The sequence below is a fragment of the Microbacterium sp. HA-8 genome, assembly GCF_046111165.1.
Taxonomy (GTDB): Bacteria; Actinomycetota; Actinomycetes; order Actinomycetales; family Microbacteriaceae; genus Microbacterium.
The window spans coordinates 2,844,273-2,859,736 of the sequence record NZ_CP162025.1 but is presented as its reverse complement, the minus strand read 5'-3'; the positions used below and the strand labels follow the sequence as shown (position 1 = coordinate 2,859,736).

Genomic DNA, 15,464 nt, shown 5'->3' with positions numbered 1-15,464 from the left:
TTTAGTGGGCGGCGGCCGTGGCGGACGCCTGTGCGGATGCGGCGTGCTGTGCCGCGGTTCGTGCGTCGGCCGCGTCGCTCGCGGCCAGGGCGGCCTCAGCGATGCGGCGGGCATCGTCGAGGGAGTGGGTGAGCAGGGTGGCGCGGACATCCGCCAGCGCCGTCGGGGCCATCGACAGGCTCGTCGCGCCGAGGCCGACGAGCACGACCGCGAGCAGCGGGTCGGCGGCCGCTTCGCCGCAGATGCCGACCGGCTTGCCGAGGGCGGCCCCGGCGGCGCCGACCTCGCGGATCAGACGCAGCACGGCGGGGTGCCACGGGTCCTGGAACGACGCGACCGAGCCCAGCAGGCGGTCCGCCGCCAGGGTGTACTGCGTGAGGTCGTTCGTGCCGATCGAGGCGAAGTCGGCGTGGCCGAGGATGCGGTCGGCGAGCAGGGCGCTCGAGGGCACCTCGACCATGACGCCGGCCGTCTTCAGGCCGAACTCGCGCGCGAGGGTCGTGAAGTACTCCGTCTCCTCGACGGTCGACACCATCGGCGCCATGACCCACAGATCGGCGGAGGTGGCGGCATCCGCCTCTGCGAGAGCGGTGAGCTGCTCGCGGAGGATGTCCTCGCTCGCGCGGAGGGCGCGCAGCCCGCGCAGCCCGAGCGCCGGGTTCTCCTCGTGGGCGTCGTTGAGGAAGGGCAGGGGCTTGTCGGCGCCGGCATCGAGCACGCGCACCACGACCTTCTTGCCCGGGAAGGCCTGCAGCATCTGGGTGTACGACGCCTTCTGCTGCGCGACCGTGGGGGCGTTGCCCTGGCTGAGGAAGAGGAACTCGGTGCGGAACAGCCCCACGCCCTCGGCGCCCAGCTCGACCGCTTCGGCGGCGCCCGCGGGCGATCCGAGGTTCGCCAGCAGGGGCACCGGGGTGCCGTCCGCCAGCGCGCCGGGGGTGATCGGCGCCGAGGCCGCCTCGGCACGTGCCCGGGCGCGGGTCTGCGCGCGGCTGAGCTCGTCGGCGGTGGGGGAGGTGATGACCGTGTGCGCGGCAGCATCCACGATCACCGTCTCGCCGTCGGCGAGGTCCTTCGCTCCGGCGGTGCCGACGATGGCGACGATCGACTTCTCGCGCGCGAGGATCGCGGTGTGCGAGGTGGGGCCGCCCTCGGTCGTGATGAGCGCGAGCACCTTGTCGAGATCCAACAGCGCGGTGTCGGCGGGGGCCAGGTCTTTGGCGACGAGCACGAAGGGATGCCCGGGGTCGGGCACGCCGGGAGCCGCAACGCCCCGCAGCCGCGCGATCACGCGCTGGGCGACGTCGTCGAGGTCGGCCGCGCGCTCGCCGAGATAGCCGCCGACGGCCTCCAGCTGCGTGCGGAAGGAGTGGAAGGCGTCGTACACGGCGAACTCGGCGGTCTTGCCGGCCGCGATGCGGGTGTCGAGCTCCTCTTCGAGGGTCGGGTCCTCGGCCATCATGGCCTGCGCCTCGAGGACCTCCTGGGCGGCGCCGCCGGCGGTCTCGCCGCGCGCCTCGAGCTCGCGCGCGACGGCCGAGACGGCGGCCCGCACGCGGGCGGTCTCCTCATCGGGGGTCAGTTCGCTGGGGGTGTCGGGCGGGGCGGGCAGCGGCTCGGCCATCCGGGCGACGGGGCCCTGGGCCACGCCCAGCCCGATGCCCACTCCGCGAAGCTCGGCCATCATCAGGCGGCGTCGTGGTCGGTGGTGAGCAGCTCGGCGAGGGTGTCGAGTGCCTTCTCACCCGCGGCCGCGTCGTCGGTGTCGGCGGTGAGGGTGACGTAGTCGCCGTGCTCGACGCCGAGCGAGATGACGCCGAGGATGCTCGCGGCGTTGATCGGCTTGCCCGAGTCCTTCGCGATCGTCACGGGAAAGCCCGCGTCCTTCGCGGCCTGCGCGAACATCTTCGCGGGACGCGCGTGCAGTCCGTGGGACGAACCGATGCGGACGGTGCGGGTGATTTCAGCCATGATTTTTCCTCTCGATCAGGCGGAACGTTCGGTGGATGGTTCGGGGGCGGCGCGCTCGAGCTCGGGCATGAGCTGCGCGAGGGTGCGGGTGCCGTCGAGGTCGGCGAAGACGTCGTCCGGAAGGACGACGACGCGCACGCCGCGGGGCTGCGCCTGCTGGCGGATCATCGGCAGATCCTGTGCGAGGTGCGGGCCGATCAGCAGGATGTCGGCCTGGTCGAGATCGACCGGAAGGGATGCCGTCGTCCCGGCGTGCGCGCTCAACTCGATTCCGCTGTGTGCCGCGGCGTGGCGCAGACGCATCGCGACGAACGTGCTGGACGCACCCGCGCCGCACACGACAAGGATCCTCATCGATCCGACCTCCTTCCGTGCCATTCTTGTGAGGTCGCTGGGAGGCGACAAGGCACTCTGCCTTCCGCGGGGGCGGAAAGAGCGCGCCTTCGGTGGCCCGCGACCCGGCGGGTGTGACGCGCGACGTGATTGACTAGCGGGGGCGTCCCGCGGACGGGATGCCCGAGGAAGGGACTGCTCCGCGTGACGAGGGCGCGACAGGATCGGGTCATCGCGCTGCTGGCCCGCGACGGCGACTGGGTGACCGCCGCGATGCTGGCGGATGCCGTCGGGGTGACGCCGCGCAGCATCCGTTCGTACGTCACGGCGATCAACGCGCGCCTGACCGGGGTCGACGCCGTGGAATCGGGACCGCTCGGCTATCGCCTCGACCCCGCGCATGCCTCGGGTCTGCGCGACGCGGCCCTCGATGCGGGCACGCCCCGCGACCGGCTGCACGCCCTCGTCCGCAGGCTGCTCGACGCCGACGACGGGCTCGATGTCCACGAGACGGCCGCAGCGCTCTACGTCAGCGACGCGACGCTCGAGGGCGATGTCGCGCGCGTGCGCAGCCTCATCGCCGGCACCGAGCTCGCGCTCGAGCGCTCTTCGTCGCGGCTGCGCCTGCGGGGTCCGGAGGAGGCGCAGCGACGTCTGCTCAGCCGTCTCGTGCACGACGAGATGGATGCCGGGGCCCTCGACATGCCGCAGTTGCGGCGCTCGCTCGGGGCCGAGTACGTCGACCCCGACGCGCTCGGGGCCTTCAAGACCGACCTCGTCGCCGAGCTGGCACCGCTCGGGTACTACGTCAACGAGTACGCCATCACCGATGTCCTGCTGCACGTCGCGATCGCCGTGGACCGCACCCGCAGGCATCGTGTCATCGAAGACGACGACGCGCGCCGGATCCCGGACTCGGGCGTGGCCGAGGTCGTCGGACGGCTCGCGCTGCGGCACATGGATGTCGAGCTCGGCCCCGCCGACACGCGCCATCTCGCGACGCTGCTGCTCACACGTGTCGTCGCCCCCGTCGACGAGGCGGGCGCCGATCCGCGGGTGCGCCTGGATCCCGACCTCGAGCAGGCGGTGCGGGAGGCGGTGCGCCGCGCGGCCCGGGAGTTCGCCGTCGACCTCGATCACGAGGACTTCGTGCTGCGTCTTGCGCTGCACGTGCAGAACCTGCGGCATCGCGCGAGGGTGGGCGCGTGGTCGCGCAACCCGCTGACACGCTCGATCAAATCGACCTACCCGATGATCTTCGAGGTCGCGGTCTTCCTCGCGGTGCAGCTGCACGACCTGCTCGGGCTCGATCTGCAGGACGACGAGCTCGCCTACATCGCGATGCACGTGGGCGGGAGGCTCGAGCGCAGCCGCCGCGCCGACACGATCGTCACCGCGACGATCGTGTGCCCCGGGTACTACGAGCTGCACGAGCTGCTGCGCTCCAGCGTCGACCGCTCGCTCGGCCAGGCGATCGAGGTCGTGACCGTCGAGACGCGCGCCGATCCCGACTGGGCGACGATCTCGACGGACCTCGTGCTGACGACGATCGCCCCGCCGAGGGCATCCGATCGCATCGTGCTCGTGCAGCCCTTCCTCACCGAGTCGGATGCGGCGAGGGTCGGTGCGGCCGCCGCCCGGGTGCGCCGCGGGCGGCGACTCGCGCGGCTGCGCGCCGAGCTCGAGCAGTACTTCGACGCGTCGGCGTTCGTGCGGGGCCTCGACCCCGGAGACGACGAGGAGACGGTGATCCGTCGGCTCGGTGCGCTGCTGCGGGCGTCGGGTGTGATCGATGAGGACTACATCGACCGCGCCGTCGAGCGCGAACGACTCTCGTCGACCGCGTTCACGGACGCCCTGGCCGTGCCGCACGCGCTGACGATGACCGCCTCGCGCACCGCGATCGCGATCGCCGTGTCCGAGCAGTCGGTGCCCTGGGGTGAGAACCGGGTGCAGGTCGTCGCGCTGGTCGCCTTCAGCGAGGATGACCGGGAGGCTTTCCAGACGGTGTTCGAGCAGCTGGTGGAGGTCTTCTCCGAGCGCGACAGCGTGCAGCGCATCGTGCGCCGCGGTGCGGACTTCGCCGGATTCCTCGACGAGCTGGTGGCGGTCATCGACGGCTGACCCCGCGCCGACCGCCTACAGTGGTCCCACCGGCAATGGCTCGGGCCATGCTGTCGGTGATGCTTTGGGCGATGGCACGGGCGATGGCTTGCGACGCGATGGGGGACAGACGTGGCCGAACGGGTGATCACCGTCTCCGTCCCCGAGGGGCTGCACGCCCGGCCCGCGGCCGAGCTCGTGCGTCTGGCCCACGAGCACCCGGGTTCCGTCGAGGTGCGCGCGCACGGGCGCGCACCGGTCGATGCCGCCAGCATCCTGGGCGTGATGACGCTCGGGGTCGATCCCGGCGAGAGCGTCGTCGTGGCGGTGCAGGGCCCCGGCGCCGATGCGCTGCTCGACCGCATCACCGCGCTGCTCGACCCGGCCTGACGTTGGCCTGCGCGCCGCGGCCTGCTGCCTCGGCCTCGGTCTCTATCTCGGCGTTGGGGCGTCAGAATCACGTTGGGGCGTGGCGCAGCGCGCCCCACGGGGATTCTGACGCCCCAACGCGGTGGTCGAGGTGCGTCCCGGGGACTCTGACGCCCCAACGTGGTGGTCGAGGTGCGTCCCGGGGGTTCTGACGCCCCAACGTGGTGGCGCAAGGGCCGGGTTGCGCCTGCGCTCAGCGCCGTGCGAGCCGCGCGCGCAGTCCGGCGCGCACGGCCGGCCACTCGTGCGGCAGGATCGAGTACACGACCGTGTCGCGCAGCGTGCCATCGGGCATGACGCTGTGGTTGCGCAGGACCCCATCCTGTTTCGCGCCGAGCCGCTCGATCGCTGCGCGCGATTGCCGATTGTGCCAGTGGGTGCGAAACTCCACCGCGATCGCCTCGCAGCCCTCGAAAGCATGACCGAGCAGGAGCAGCTTCGCCTCGGTGTTCACCGCCGTGCGCTGCACCGACGGCGCGAGCCACGTGTAGCCGATCTCGACACGACGGTTGCGCTCGTCGATGTTGCAGAACGTCGTCATGCCGACGGCACGGCCGGATGCTGTCGCCACGACAGCCCACGGGTTCATGCGCCGCGCGGCATGCTCGCCCTGGCGGCGCGCGATCTCGCCTTCGACGGCGGCGGAGTCGGGAACCGACGTGTACCACGGACGCGCGTCGCCGAATTCTCGAGCCGCGTCCTGGAGATCGGTGGTGTGGATATCGGCGAGCGGCTCGAGCCGCACGTGCGTTCCGTCGAGGGGCAGCGGATCGGCGAGCAGCATCCATCGATCGTATCGAGGCCTGCGCGGACGATCGGTGTGCGCCTCAGCCTCGGCTCGTTGGGGCGTCGAAATCACGTGGCGGCGTGGAGTTCCGCGCCCCAACGCAGCGCCGACGCCCCACCGGCTCCAACGGGCCGTGCGTCGTCAGGGTCGCGGCACCGCCACGCCGAATGCCGCGAGCCGGGCCGCCAGCGTTCGAACCGAGGCGAGGTGAGTCATCTCCCAGCGCAGAATCCGCCAGCCGGTCGCGCCTCGGATCCAGTCCTCGCGGCGCTTCTCATCGAGCAGGGCCTGCTGGGGCGTGCGGCCGGCGAGGAAGAGGGGGTCGGAGTACTTCGCTTCGCCGTCGAACTCGCCGAAGGCGAGGATGTCGTCCAGACCGAAATCGACGAAGTAGCGGGTGCCATCCGGTCCGGGTACCTCGACCTGCAGGCGCGGCGCCGCGAAACCCAGCCGGTGCAGGTAGAGCCTGCTGATGCTCTCGCCCGGTCGGTCGGCGCGCGGGTCTGCGAACGTGATCAGCTCCGTCGCCCGGGCGGCGCCGGGGGTGCGCGGCGTCAGCCAGTCCAGCGCGTCGCGGCGCAGCCGGTCGACCGCCGCCTGATCCTCTTTTCTTGCCGAGCGCAGCGCCGCGTCGGCGACGGCGACCGCCGCCTCCGGCGCGTCGAATCGTGCGACGCTCGACATGGTGCGCGCGAGGTCGGTGATCAGCAGACCACGGACCTCGATCACCCCCGCATCGGTCGTGCCTCGATGACGACTGATATCGGCTGCCAGATGATCGCGAGGATTCGGTGCGATGACGTGCGTGCGCTCGTCGCGGGATCGGAACACGGGTAGTCCGTGCACGGCCGCGGCCGTGGAGTGCGAGAACACGGGCGGCTCATCCGATGCTGCGTGCCAAGCCCGAGCGCGCAGGATGCGCCACTGCTCGGGTGTGAGCGCGACGGCATCGGCGCTCGAGACATAGATTCCCCGCCGCACCCGCGTGATCGTTCCCGTCTCGACGTGACGTTTGATCTGCCGATCCGTCAGCCCCGCCCTCGCGAGGGTTCGATTCGTCGCGAGCGGGATGGCGAAGGCATCGGTCATGAATCGAGGGTGCGGGATGCTGCACGTCGCGCGGTCGCCGTCGTGCAGCATCCGGGGACTCGTCGTCGCGCACTGCAGCTGGGGAGGAGCGGCGCCTGCCTGCGGCCTTGCTCCGTCAGCTCCCGCTTCCCGGGCCGGCTTCGCGCGTTGGGGCGTCAGCGCGACGTTGGGGCGTGGAGCAGCGCGCCCCACGGTGATTTCGACGCCCCAACGAGGGTCGGGGCTGCCCGGCTTCGCGCGTTGGGGCGTCAGCGCGACGTTGGGGCGTGGAGCAGCGCGCCCCACGGTAATTTCGACGCCCCAACGCGCAGCACCGACCGCCCCGACGCAGAGCACCGACACCCCAAACGCGGGGCACCGACCGCCCCAACGCGCGGCACCGACCGCCCCAACGCAGAGCACCGACCGCCCCGACGCAGAGCACCGACACCCCAAACGCGGGGCGGGACGCGGAAGGCGCCCCGAGTCAGCCGACGAGGGCGCGCGCCGCGGCGTCCAGCGCCGCGATGCGCGACCGGGCATCCTCGGCTGTGTCGCCACGCACATCGAGGTAGACCTTGAGCTTGGGCTCGGTACCGCTCGGGCGCACGATCACGCGTGATCCGTCGTCGAGCCACACCCGCAGTACGTCGCCGCGCGGCAGGTCGCCGTCGCCGCGCAGCAGATCGTCGATGCGCGTGACGTGAACTCCCGCGAGTTCGGCGGGGGGCTGCCGACGCAGCCTCGCCATGATGTCGGCGATGACGCGCACGTCCTCGACCCGCACCGAGACCTGACCGCTGGCGAAGTGACCGAACTGGGCGGTCAGCTCGTCGACGAGTCCCGCGAGCGACGACCCACGCCCCCGCGCCTCCGCGGCAAGGCCGAGCAGGGCGACGGTCGCCGAGAGTCCGTCCTTGTCGCGCACGGTGCCGGGGTTCACGAGATACCCGAGGGCCTCCTCGAACCCGTAGATCAGCCCGGGCGCGCGCGAGATCCACTTGAACCCGGTCAGCGTCTCGTGAAAGTCCAGGCCGTAGTGCCCGGCGATCGCGCGCAGCCCGGGCGAGGACACGAGCGAGCAGGCCAGCGACGCGCCGGGCACCGCTCCCGCCTCGCGGGCCAGGCGAGCCGCCCGCCACCCGAGCAGCAGCCCCACTTCGTTGCCCGACAGCGCGCGCCAGCCTCCCTCGACGTCCGCGGGCACGGCGACAGCGAGCCGGTCCGCGTCGGGGTCGTTCGCAACCACGAACTCGGCGTCCGCCGCACGCGCCGCCTCGTAGGCGAGGTCCATCGCGCCGGGCTCCTCGGGGTTAGGGAACGCCACGGTCGGAAAAGCCGGGTCGGGCTCGATCTGCCGCTCGACGAGAACGGGCTCCGGATAGCTCGCCGACGCGAGGATCCGCGCCAGCGTGTCCCATCCCACACCGTGCATCGCGGTGTACACCCAGCGCATGCCCGCGGCGGTCTCGGGCGCGGGCGAGACCGCCGCCGTCGCCGCGACGTAGGCGTCGACGACCGACTCGGGCGCACTCTCGTAGCCGAGCGACCGCGGCAGCCGCGACACCGGAATCTCCGCCGCCACCCGCACGATGTGCGCCGAGATCTGCGCGTCGGCGGGCGACACGATTTGGGCGCCCTCGTCGGCGCCGCCGAGATACACCTTGTACCCGTTGTCATCCGGTGGGTTGTGGCTGGCGGTCACCATGACCCCCGCGTCGGCGCCGAGGTGACGCACGGCGAACGCGAGTACCGGCGTCGGCAGCAGTCGGGGCAGCAGGATGGCGCGCAGGCCCGCCCCCGCGAAGACCTCGGCGGAGTCCCGCGCGAAGACGTCGGAGTTGCGCCGGCCGTCGTACCCGATCACAACACTCGGTGTGACGCCTTCGTCCGCCCGCTCGCGCAGATAGGACGCAAAACCCGCGGCCGCCTGCGCGACGAGCACCCTGTTCATGCGGTTGGGACCGGCTCCGAGTTCGCCGCGCAGTCCGGCGGTGCCGAACGCGAGGCGCGAGCCGAATCGATCCGCCAGATCCGCGCGCGCCCCCTCGTCCCCCTCCGCCCGCGCGAGCAGGTCCTCGAGCTCGGCGCGCGTCTGCGGGTCGGGATCCTGCGCGAGCCAGGCCCGCGCCTGTGCGATCACGTCACCCGAAGAGGCGCGGGATGCCGGGGCCCCGGCATCCACGTCGTTCACAGCGCCCCGATCACGCGGGCCAGGAGCGAGGAGATGACCGGCTCGGCCTCGCGTCCGGCCTCGATCACCTCCTGGTGACTGAGGGGCGTGGTCTGGATGCCGGCGGCCATGTTCGTGATGAGCGAGAAGCCCAGCACCTCCATACCGGCCTGGCGGGCCGCGATCGCCTCGAGGGCGGTGGACATGCCCACGATGTGACCGCCGATGGTCTTGGCCATGCGCACCTCTGCGGGGGTCTCGTACTGCGGCCCGCGGAACTGGCAGTAGACGCCCTCGTCGAGCGTGGGATCGATCGTGCGCGCGAGGTCACGCAGGCGCAGGGAGTACAGATCGGTCAGGTCGATGAACGTCGCGCCCTCGAGCGGCGACGCCGAGGTGAGGTTGATGTGATCGCTGATGAGCACGGGCTGCCCGGGCTTCCAGGCGGGCTTGATGCCGCCCGCGCCGTTGGTGAGCACCATCGTGCGCGCACCCGTCGCCGCGGCCGTGCGCACGCTGTGCACCACCCGCCGCACCCCGTGGCCCTCGTAGTAGTGCGTGCGGGCGCCGATCACCAGCACGTGCTTGCCCTTGGGGGTGGTCACACTGCGAAGTGTGCCCACATGGCCTTCGAGGGCGGGCTTGCTGAATCCCGTGACCTCGGTGGCGGGAAAGGCCGCGACCTGCTCGCCGAGCAGCTCGGCGGACTTGCCCCAGCCCGATCCGAGGGTCAGGGCGATGTCGTGCTGCGCGACGCCCGTGAGGCGCGCGATGTCGTCCGCTGCCTGCGCCGCGACCTCGAAGGGGTCGGTGGCGGGATCGTCGAGCGGGTGTGTGGTGTGCGATGACATGTCCCCACTTTAGAAAGCGCGGGGCGCGCGGGCCAGACGGCCGCGCCGCGCGTGTGCGCGTCCGGGTGACAGAATGGGGATCATGCCGGGTGAGTTCGAGCGCACACAACGGATCGCGATCATCGGCGGGGGGCCCGGCGGATACGAAGCCGCGCTGGCCGGCGCCCAGCTGGGAGCCGAGGTGACGCTCATCGAGCGGGCGGGCGTGGGCGGTTCGGCGGTCATCACCGACGTGGTGCCGTCGAAGACCCTCATCGCCACCGCCGACGCCGCATCGGCGATCTCGGAGGCGACCGACCTCGGCGTGCAGTTCTTCGCGCGCGGGTCCGACGGCAAGCCCAGCCGGCCCGAGGTCGCGATCAACCTGGCGACGATCAACAAGCGCCTGCTCGCCCTCGCGCGTCAGCAGTCCGAAGACATGCGCGCCTCGCTCGCCGCAGCGGGCGTGCGCATCATCTCCGGCCACGGACGGCTCGAAGGCACGGATGCTGTCGTGGTATCCACTGGCGCGGGCGGCACGGACTTCGACCGGATCGAGGCCGACACGTTCGTCGTCACGGTGGGGGCGTCGCCGCGCGAGCTGCCCAGCGCCAAGCCCGACGGCGAGCGCATCCTGACCTGGACCCAGCTCTACGACATGCCGGCGCTGCCCGAGCACCTGATCGTCGTGGGCTCGGGTGTCACGGGGGCCGAGTTCGCTTCGGCCTACATGAACCTCGGGGCCAAGGTCACGCTGGTCTCCTCCCGCGATCAGGTGCTGCCCGGCGAGGACGCCGACGCCGCCGCCGTGCTCGAGAAGGTCTTCAAGCGCGGTGGCATGACCCTGCTGTCCAAGGCGCGGGCCGAGTCCGTCGTCCGGGACGGCGACGGTGTCGTGGTCTCGCTCGCGGACGGCCGCACGATCGAGGGCAGCCACTGCCTCATGGCGGTCGGCTCGGTCCCCAACACCGCCGGCATCGGCCTCGCGGAGGCGGGTGTGCAGATGACCGACTCCGGTCACATCCGCGTCAACCGCGTCGCGCGCACGTCGGTGCCCAACATCTATGCGGCGGGCGACTGCACGACCTTCGTCCCGCTCGCTTCGGTCGCCTCGATGCAGGGGCGTACCGCCGTGTTCCACGCGATGGGGGACGTCGTCATCCCCGTCGAACGCCGCCGCATCGCCGCGAACATCTTCACGGCGCCCGAGATCGCGACCGTCGGCTGGTCGGAGCAGGACGTCATCGAGGGGCGGATCGAGGGAGTCGTGCACAAGCTGCCGCTGGCGTCGAACCCCCGCGCGAAGATGATGGGCATCAAGGACGGCTTCGTCAAGCTGCTCGCCCGCCGCGGGTCGGGCACCGTGATCGGCGGCGTGATCGTCGGACCGAAGGCGTCCGAGCTGATCTACCCGATCGCCGTCGCGGTGGATCGCCGTCTGAGCGTCGACCAGCTCTCCCGCGCGTTCACGGTGTATCCGTCGCTCACCGGCAGCATCACCGACGCGGCGCGTGCGATGCACATCGTCGACCGCGACCACGAGCAGTACTGAGGTCGCGCGACTGCACCTGCACGACAGCATCCGCCCGAGGCACCCGCTTGCGCCCGGGCGCGCGGCCATGACGCCTGATCAACGCTCGTCGCTGCGGTGCCTGTGGATGTCCCGATTTCTGTCGGCCTGGCTGCGCCCAGGCGACAGAAATGGGGACACGCCTCTCGCGACCCGCGGGTTGTACGCGTCGCGTCGCATCGCTGCGGTGCCTGTGGATGTCCCGATTTCTGTCGGCCTGGCTGCGCCCAGGCGACAGAAATGGGGACACGCCCATGCGCGGGGGGACTCCGCCGCGAGGTCGTGCGCCTGGGCCTGGGCCTGGGCGCGTGCAGGCTAGGAGATCGTGAGCAGGGCGTGGCCGGCCGACACCGTCGCGCCGGGGGAGCCGTCGATCCCGCCGATCGTGCCGTCCTTGTGCGCCTGGAGCGGCTGCTCCATCTTCATCGCCTCGAGCACGACCACGAGGTCGCCCTTGACGACCTGCTGACCCTCGGCGACGGCGAACTTGACGATCGTCGCCTGCATGGGGGCCTTGACGGCGTCACCTGACGCGCCGGCGACGACCGACGTGGAGTGGTTGCGGCGTGAGGGGGGAACGGCGGCGGGGCGCCCGGCGACCCCGGCGGGTGCGACGATGCGGTCGGGAAGGCTGACCTCGAGCCGCTTGCCGGCGACCTCGACCACGACGGTGTGTCGCGCGGGCGCCGGGGCGGGGTCGCCGAGCTCTCCGTCCCACGGCGGGATGTCGTTGTCGAATTCGGTCTCGATCCACCGCGTGAACACGCCGAACCGACCGTCTTCCGCCGTGAAGGCGGGGTCGCGCACGACCTTGCGGTGGAAGGGCAGCACGGTGGGCAGCCCCGCGACCTCGAACTCGTCGAGCGCGCGTCGGGCGCGGCTGAGGGCCTGTTCGCGATCGCGTCCCGTGACGATGATCTTGGCCAGGAGGGAGTCGAACGCGCCGCCGACGGTGTCGCCCGCGGTCACCCCGGAGTCGAGACGGATGCCGGGGCCACCGAAGGTCTTGAAGACGTGGATGGGTCCGGGCTGAGGCAGGAAACCGCGGCCGGGGTCTTCGCCGTTGATGCGGAACTCGATCGAGTGGCCCGTCACCTCCGGGTCGCCGTACTCGAGCAGCCCGCCGGCGGCGAGGCGGAACTGCTCCCGCACGAGGTCGATGCCCGTGACCTCTTCGGAGACGGGGTGCTCGACCTGCAGGCGGGTGTTCACCTCGAGGAAGGAGATGGTGCCGTCGGCGCCGATGAGGAACTCGCATGTGCCCGCACCGACATAGCCGACCTCGCGGAGGATCGCCTTCGACGCGTCGTACAGGACGCGTGTCTGCTCTTCCGTGAGGAAGGGCGCCGGCGCCTCCTCGACGAGCTTCTGGTGCCGGCGCTGGAGGGAGCAGTCGCGGGTGGAGACCACCACGACGTTGCCCGCGGAATCCGCGAGACACTGCGTCTCGACGTGGCGGGGCTTGTCGAGGTATTTCTCCACGAAGCACTCGCCGCGGCCGAACGCGGCGACGGCCTCGCGCGTGGCGGACTCGAACATCTCGGGGATCTCGTCGAGCTCGCGGGCGACCTTGAGCCCGCGCCCGCCGCCGCCGTAGGCGGCCTTGATCGCGATCGGCAGGCCGAACTCGCGCGCGAAGGCGACGACCTCGTCGGCGGAATCCACGGGGCCCGGCGTTCCGGGGGCGAGCGGGGCGCCCACCTTCTCGGCGACGTGACGCGCCGTGACCTTGTCTCCGAGCGCGTCGATCGCCGAGGGCGAAGGGCCGATCCAGACGAGGCCCGCGTCGATCACCGCGCGCGCGAACGCGGCGTTCTCGGCGAGGAAGCCATAGCCCGGGTGGATCGCGTCGGCACCGGAGCGCCGTGCCACCGAGAGGATCTTCTCGATCGAGAGATAGGTGTCGGCGCTCGTCGACCCATCGAGCGCGTACGCCTCGTCGGCGAGTCGCGCGTGCAGCGCATCTCTGTCCTGGTCGGCGTAGACGGCGACCGAGCCGATACCGCTGTCGCGGGTGGCACGGATGATGCGGACGGCGATCTCGCCGCGGTTGGCGATGAGGACCTTGCCGATTTCGGGCATGGTTGCCAGCCTACCGACGCGCACGCGGCTCGATTTGACGACTCTCGACAAGAACGCGCAAAAAACGTCGGCGAGCGCCTACAAGGTTGCCCAGAGCGAGGTCCACTCCACGCCGAGTTCGCGCACGAGGCGGCGGGTCGTCGACAGCGACATCCCCACGACGGTCGAGGGATCGCCCTCGACCCGCGCGATGAACGGGCCGCCGAGGCTGTCGACGGTGAAGGCGCCGGCCACGTGCAGCGGCTCGCCCGTCGCGACGTATGCGTGCACCTCGGCGTCGGTGATGTCGTCGGCGAACGTCACGCTCGCCGCCGCCACGGCGTGCGCCTCGCGCGCCTCGGCACCCGGCACGATGCGGAACACCGAGTGCCCCGAGTGCAGCACACCCGTGCGTCCACGCATCGCAGCCCAGCGCGCGATCGCCTTCTCCGCCGTGTGCGGTTTGCCGAGCACCGCTCCGTCGAGCTCGAACATCGAGTCGCCCCCGACGACGAGTCCGTCGAAGCCCGGATCCTCCAGAGTGAGTCGGGCGGCGACATCCGCGGCCTTGCGGCGAGCCAGCAGCAGCACGTGCTCGTCCGGCGGCAGCACCCGTCCCTCGGCGTTCTCGACCGCGGCGATCACGGCCTCCTCATCGACCTCGGGGGGCATGATGAGGGGCTCGATTCCGGCCTGGCGCAGCAGCATCCGTCGCGCGGGCGATGTCGAGGCAAGGCAGAGACGCATACGCCCTACGGTAGCGATCGGCGTCGTGTGGAATGCTCGAGAAATGGATGCTGTGGCCCGAGACCGCGCGGTGACCCTCGATCTGGACGTCACCGGCGTTGCGCACGGCGGGGTGTTCGTCGCCCGTCACGAGGGCCGTGTCGTGTTCGTCCCCGACGCGATCCCGGGTGAGCGGGTGCACGTGCGCGTCGAGGACGCCGGAGACGCCGCAGCGAAGAAGTCGTTCTGGCGCGCCGAGACTCTCGAGGTTCAGGACGCATCGCCCGATCGCCGCCCCCATGTCTGGCCCGAGGCCGACATCTCGCTCGCGCCCGAGCAGCGGCCGGGTGGCGCGGACTTCGGTCACATCGCCCTCGCTCGCCAGCGCGCGTTGAAGGCGGAGGTGCTCTCCGACGCGCTGCGGCGGTTCGCGGGTCTGACCCTTCAGGCGACCGTCGAGCCGGCGGGCGACGCCGAGAGCGAGGACGGCACGGGCTGGCGCACCCGGCTGAGCCTGCACGTGGACGAGGCGGGCGCGATCGGTCCCTTCGGGGCGCGCAGCCACCGCGTCGTGCCCGTCGCCTCCCACCCGCTCGCGCACCCTGTGCTCGCCGAGGCCGCGCTCTCGCTGGCGGGGATGCCGGCCGGGCGCGTCGATCTCGTGCTGCCGGCCGACGGGCGCGTGCGGGTGATCCCGCGCCCCAAGCAGCCAGCGCGATCCGGTGCGGCTCCGCGGGGGCGAGGCGGCGATCGGCGTCGACGCCCGGCTCGCCCGGCGGCGCCCGCCGAGCCGACGCAGGCGCGCGAGGTGCTGGTCGAGCGCGCCGCGGGCCGCGAGTTCCGCGTCGACGCCGGCGGGTTCTGGCAGGTGCACCGCCTCGCCGCCGACACACTGTCGGAGGCGGTCGCGACCGCCCTCGGGGCCCTGGAGTTCGATCCCGCGGCCGCGAACCTCGACCTGTACGGCGGCGTGGGACTCTTCGCCGCGGTGATCGGGGCGTACGGCGGCCCGTCGACGCGGATCACGTCGGTCGAGTCCGCGCCCGATGCGACCGCCCACGCCGGCGAGAACCTCGCGGAGTGGGTGGGATTCCGCGCCGTCACGGCCAGGGTGGACCGTTACCTCGCGCAGCTGCTGTCGGAGGCCACCGCCGTCGAGCGCGCGCGCTGGGCGGGCGCCACCGTCGTGCTCGACCCGCCGCGAGCGGGTGCCGGTGCGGGCGTGGTCGGCGCGCTCGGGCGGATGCGCCCCCGCTCGATCGTCTACGTCGCGTGCGACCCGGTGGCACTGGCCCGGGATGTCGGACTCTTCGCCGCCGCCGGCTACACGCTCACGGGGCTGCGCGCGTTCGACCTGTTTCCGAACTCGCATCATCTCGAGGCCGTCGCCGTGCTCGAACGCGCCGCGTAGGC

At 71.9% G+C, this 15,464-nt stretch carries 13 protein-coding genes; 4 read left to right on the top strand and 9 right to left on the bottom strand.

The window, feature by feature from the left end:
• Position 1: 1 nt before the first annotated feature.
• The 3 genes from ptsP to AB2L57_RS13600 are packed head-to-tail and all read right to left on the bottom strand — an operon-like array spanning position 2 to position 2,325.
• A complete protein-coding gene (gene ptsP / locus AB2L57_RS13610) occupies positions 2-1,684 on the bottom strand; it encodes a phosphoenolpyruvate--protein phosphotransferase (RefSeq protein WP_409048631.1) in 1,683 nt (560 codons plus the stop codon).
• A 2-nt stretch (positions 1,685-1,686) separates the two neighbouring features.
• Positions 1,687-1,971: an HPr family phosphocarrier protein gene (locus AB2L57_RS13605; protein ID WP_292811441.1), complete on the bottom strand. Its 285-nt coding sequence runs from the start codon at positions 1,969-1,971 to the stop codon at positions 1,687-1,689.
• 15 nt (positions 1,972-1,986) lie between these two features.
• The gene (locus tag AB2L57_RS13600; protein WP_292811444.1) at positions 1,987-2,325 is read right to left on the bottom strand and encodes a PTS sugar transporter subunit IIB; all 339 of its coding nucleotides are present in this window, start codon (positions 2,323-2,325) and stop codon (positions 1,987-1,989) included.
• Positions 2,326-2,508: 183 nt separating this feature from the next.
• Here AB2L57_RS13600 and AB2L57_RS13595 point away from each other — a divergent pair, with 183 nt between their 5' ends.
• Positions 2,509-4,428 carry a transcription antiterminator gene (locus tag AB2L57_RS13595; protein WP_292811446.1) on the top strand — a complete coding sequence of 640 codons (1,920 nt, stop codon included), beginning with the start codon at positions 2,509-2,511 and terminating at the stop codon, positions 4,426-4,428.
• A 111-nt stretch (positions 4,429-4,539) separates the two neighbouring features.
• Positions 4,540-4,797: an HPr family phosphocarrier protein gene (locus tag AB2L57_RS13590; protein WP_409047341.1), complete on the top strand. Its 258-nt coding sequence runs from the start codon at positions 4,540-4,542 to the stop codon at positions 4,795-4,797.
• A gap of 232 nt (positions 4,798-5,029) precedes the next feature.
• On the opposite strand, the gene AB2L57_RS13585 is transcribed toward AB2L57_RS13590, so the two are convergent.
• From AB2L57_RS13585 to AB2L57_RS13570, 4 genes are all read right to left on the bottom strand, one after another.
• Entirely contained in the window at positions 5,030-5,620 is a 591-nt protein-coding gene (locus tag AB2L57_RS13585) for a GNAT family N-acetyltransferase (protein WP_292811450.1), read from the bottom strand.
• Between the two features lie 144 nt (positions 5,621-5,764).
• Positions 5,765-6,712, bottom strand: coding sequence for a type IV toxin-antitoxin system AbiEi family antitoxin domain-containing protein (locus tag AB2L57_RS13580; RefSeq protein ID WP_409047340.1), 948 nt, complete (start codon positions 6,710-6,712; stop codon positions 5,765-5,767).
• 466 nt (positions 6,713-7,178) lie between these two features.
• Positions 7,179-8,876 (bottom strand): phospho-sugar mutase, encoded by a 1,698-nt coding sequence (locus AB2L57_RS13575; RefSeq protein ID WP_292811462.1) that lies wholly within the window; start codon positions 8,874-8,876, stop codon positions 7,179-7,181.
• A 5-nt stretch (positions 8,877-8,881) separates the two neighbouring features.
• Positions 8,882-9,715, bottom strand: a complete 834-nt coding sequence (locus tag AB2L57_RS13570; RefSeq protein ID WP_292811454.1) for a purine-nucleoside phosphorylase — start codon at positions 9,713-9,715, stop codon at positions 8,882-8,884.
• An 82-nt stretch (positions 9,716-9,797) separates the two neighbouring features.
• Between AB2L57_RS13570 and AB2L57_RS13565 the strand changes: the two genes are divergently transcribed.
• Positions 9,798-11,246 carry an NAD(P)H-quinone dehydrogenase gene (locus AB2L57_RS13565; protein WP_292811456.1) on the top strand — a complete coding sequence of 483 codons (1,449 nt, stop codon included), beginning with the start codon at positions 9,798-9,800 and terminating at the stop codon, positions 11,244-11,246.
• Positions 11,247-11,579: 333 nt separating this feature from the next.
• Here AB2L57_RS13565 and AB2L57_RS13560 read toward each other — a convergent pair whose 3' ends face one another.
• Positions 11,580-13,346, bottom strand: a complete 1,767-nt coding sequence (locus AB2L57_RS13560; protein WP_409047339.1) for an acetyl/propionyl/methylcrotonyl-CoA carboxylase subunit alpha — start codon at positions 13,344-13,346, stop codon at positions 11,580-11,582.
• Between the two features lie 78 nt (positions 13,347-13,424).
• A complete protein-coding gene (locus AB2L57_RS13555; protein WP_292813426.1) occupies positions 13,425-14,072 on the bottom strand; it encodes a nucleoside triphosphate pyrophosphatase in 648 nt (215 codons plus the stop codon).
• A gap of 43 nt (positions 14,073-14,115) precedes the next feature.
• Here AB2L57_RS13555 and AB2L57_RS13550 point away from each other — a divergent pair, with 43 nt between their 5' ends.
• Positions 14,116-15,462: a class I SAM-dependent RNA methyltransferase gene (locus tag AB2L57_RS13550; protein WP_292813428.1), complete on the top strand. Its 1,347-nt coding sequence runs from the start codon at positions 14,116-14,118 to the stop codon at positions 15,460-15,462.
• The last annotated feature ends 2 nt before the right edge of the window (positions 15,463-15,464 follow it).